This window comes from Candidatus Aminicenantes bacterium (genome assembly GCA_011049425.1).
GTDB lineage: Bacteria > Acidobacteriota > Aminicenantia > UBA2199 > UBA2199 > UBA876.
On record DSBM01000099.1, the window covers coordinates 1 to 3,001 of the forward strand.

The following is a 3,001-nucleotide window of genomic DNA, read 5'->3' on the forward strand; positions in this document are numbered from 1 at the left end:
GGACGTGGACCGTTTCGCGCCCCGTCTCTCTTTTTTCTGGGCCCAGGGCATGAACCACTTCATGGAAGTGGCCAAGATGAGGGCGGCCCGACTGATCTGGGCGCGTATGATTCACAGCTTTTCCCCCAGTGATCCCAAATCCATGGCGCTGCGCACCCACTCCCAGACCTCGGGGTGGAGCCTGCAGGAACAGGACCCGTTCAACAACGTGGTGCGCACCTGCATCGAGGCCATGGCGGCGGCCATGGGGCATACCCAGTCGCTGCACACCAACTCCCTGGACGAGGCGATCGCGCTGCCCACCGATTTTTCCGCCCGCATCGCGCGCAACACCCAGTTGTATCTGCAGGATGAAACCGGGATCTGCCGCACCGTGGACCCCTGGGGCGGCTCCTACTACATGGAGTCCCTGACCCGGGAATTGCTGCAACGCGGCTGGGCCCACATCCAGGAAGTGGAATCCGTGGGCGGAATGACCCGCGCCATCGAAAAGGGAATTCCCCAGATGCGCATCGAGGAAGCATCGGCCCGGCGCCAGGCACGCATCGATTCCGGCCGGGAAGTGATCGTTGGCCTCAATCGTCACCGCCTGGACAAAGAAGACCCCATTGAAATTCTGGAAGTCGACAACCCGGCGGTGCGACGTTCCCAGGTGCGGCGCCTGGAAGAGCTGAAGAAAAATCGCGATCATAAAAAGGTCCGGGAAAACTTGAAAGCCATTACCCGCTGCGCGCAGACCGGGGAAGGCAACCTGCTGGCCCTGGCAGTGGAAGCCGCGCGCAGCCGGGCCACGCTGGGGGAAATTTCTGATGCCATCGAAGCGGTGGCGGGACGGTACCAGGCCATGACCAAGACCATATCCGGAGTGTACATACGCGAATACCAACACGGGGAAACGGACCAGATGGTGGCCGAAGTCCGCGCCCTGACCGATGCCTTTGCCGAATCCGAGGGCCGTAGGCCGCGCATCCTTGTCGCCAAGATGGGCCAGGACGGCCACGACCGCGGCGCCAAGGTAGTGGCCACCGCCTACGCGGACATGGGCTTTGACGTGGACCTCGGCCCCTTGTTCCAGACACCCGAAGAGACGGCGCGCCAGGCGGTTGAAAACGATGTCCACGTGGTGGGCATGAGTTCATTGGCCGCCGGGCATAAAACCCTGTTGCCACGACTGGTGGAAGAGTTGCGCAAGCTCGGCCGCGAAGACATCATCGTGGTCTGCGGCGGCGTGATCCCGGCCCAGGATTACGAATTCCTTTACAGCCACGGCGCCGCGGCCATTTTCGGACCCGGCACCCGCATCCCCCTGGCGGGCAGGCGGATCATGGAAGAGATCCGCAAACGTTTCACCTGATGATGGATAACGATCGCGGTAAGCCGCCCGACTGGGCACCCGCCGACGGCGGAGACGCGTTTGCCGTATCCATCCGCCGCGGCGTGGCCGGCGGGCATGACGGGTTGTCGCTGGACAAACCATCACCGGATTCGCGAAGCGGCTCTCTCCGGGCTCCCAACCTGACCCCGAATGATTATGTACGCGGCGTCCTGGAGAAGGACCGCGGCGTGCTGGCCCGCACCATCACCCTGATCGAGAGCAACGCCCCGCGCCACCAGGCAGCGGCCCGGGAAGTACTCAACGCCCTGTTGCCCCACGCGGGAAAATCGCTGCGCGTGGGAATCACCGGCGTTCCCGGCGCCGGCAAGAGCACCCTGATTGAAACCCTTGGGCTTTACCTCATCGAACAGGGCCACCGCGTGGCCGTGCTGGCCGTCGACCCCAGCAGCTCCGTGACCCGCGGCAGCATCCTGGGGGACAAGACCCGCATGGAGAAACTCTCGCGCCGCCCGGAATGCTTTATCCGCCCATCGCCCTCGGGAGGCACCCTGGGCGGCGTGGCGCGCAAGAGCCGCGAAACCATCCTGGTGTGTGAGGCCGCCGGTTTTGACGTGATCCTGGTGGAAACCGTGGGCGTGGGCCAGAGTGAAATCACCGTGCGTTCCATGGTGGACTTTTTTTTGCTGCTCATGATCGCCGGCGCCGGCGACGAGCTCCAGGGCATCAAGAAGGGGGTGGTTGAAATCGCCGACGCACTGGTGGTCAACAAGGCCGACGGCGACAACCTGGCGCGGGCGCAGGCAGCCCGCAGCGAATACGCCCTGGCCCTGAAATACCTCACCCCGGCCACTCCCGGCTGGCAACCCCGGGCATCAACCGTGTCCGCGCTTACGGGCTCCGGCGTACCCGAGATCTGGAAAATGGTGGAAGAATTCGCCGAACTCACCCGGAATTCGGGTGAATTTTCACATCGGCGGCGGCATCAGGCCGAGCAATGGGTGTTCGCCCTCATCGAGGAACACCTGAAAAACACCTTTTTCCGCGACCCCCGTATTCAGGCCGCCATCCCGGAAATCCACCGCCGCATCGACAAGGGCGAGATTCTACCCACCGCCGCGGCCGAACATCTACTGGACCTCTTCGCCTCGGAACCGGAAATCAGGGAATAATCAGAAATTCGAGGGCAATTCATGAATTGCCCTACATCCGGTTTCATTGTAGACTTTCGCGCGAACCGCCCTTCCCGACACCAACTTGATCCCATCCCCAACCTGAACCTCCTCCTCAACCATTAACCGGGTCTTGCAAACTGTAATTGATTTGCGTATAATCCCGTCTGGTCATGCGCCTGTAGCTCAACGGATAGAGCATTTGACTACGAATCAAAAGGTTGGGGGTTCGAATCCCTCCGGGCGCGTGTTCCAATCCCCCGATACCATTGATAATTTTTGCTTTCCGGATATTTTGAAGTAATTACTTTACTTTACGATTTACGTAAAATTTGGTTGTTTTACCCCTGTTTCTGAGATTTTTTGGCAATAGTCCCCTCACCTTTTTTTTGATAAAGCAACATCTTTTCTGTAAATTCATGCTGTAGCCACATTGACTTCGTCGAGCCTGACATACACTCTATTGTTTTCCCATTCCTGGGAAGTTTCCATCAAC

General features: G+C 60.3%; 2 protein-coding genes and 1 tRNA gene. All 3 read left to right on the top strand.

Annotated elements, in window-relative coordinates:
- A partial coding sequence (locus ENN40_06320) for a methylmalonyl-CoA mutase (GenBank protein ID HDP94958.1) occupies positions 1–1,354 on the top strand: 1,354 nt, incomplete at its 5' end.
- A 2-nt stretch (positions 1,355–1,356) separates the two neighbouring features.
- Positions 1,357–2,505 (top strand): methylmalonyl Co-A mutase-associated GTPase MeaB, encoded by a 1,149-nt coding sequence (gene meaB, locus ENN40_06325; GenBank protein ID HDP94959.1) that lies wholly within the window; start codon positions 1,357–1,359, stop codon positions 2,503–2,505.
- A gap of 175 nt (positions 2,506–2,680) precedes the next feature.
- A tRNA-Arg gene (locus ENN40_06330) sits at positions 2,681–2,753 on the top strand.
- The last annotated feature ends 248 nt before the right edge of the window (positions 2,754–3,001 follow it).

Bases quoted from the DNA above. Each gene is read 5' to 3' on its own strand.
- meaB (HDP94959.1), top strand. From the start codon at position 1,357: ATGGATAACGATCGCGGTAAGCCGCCCGACTGGGCACCCGCCGACGGC.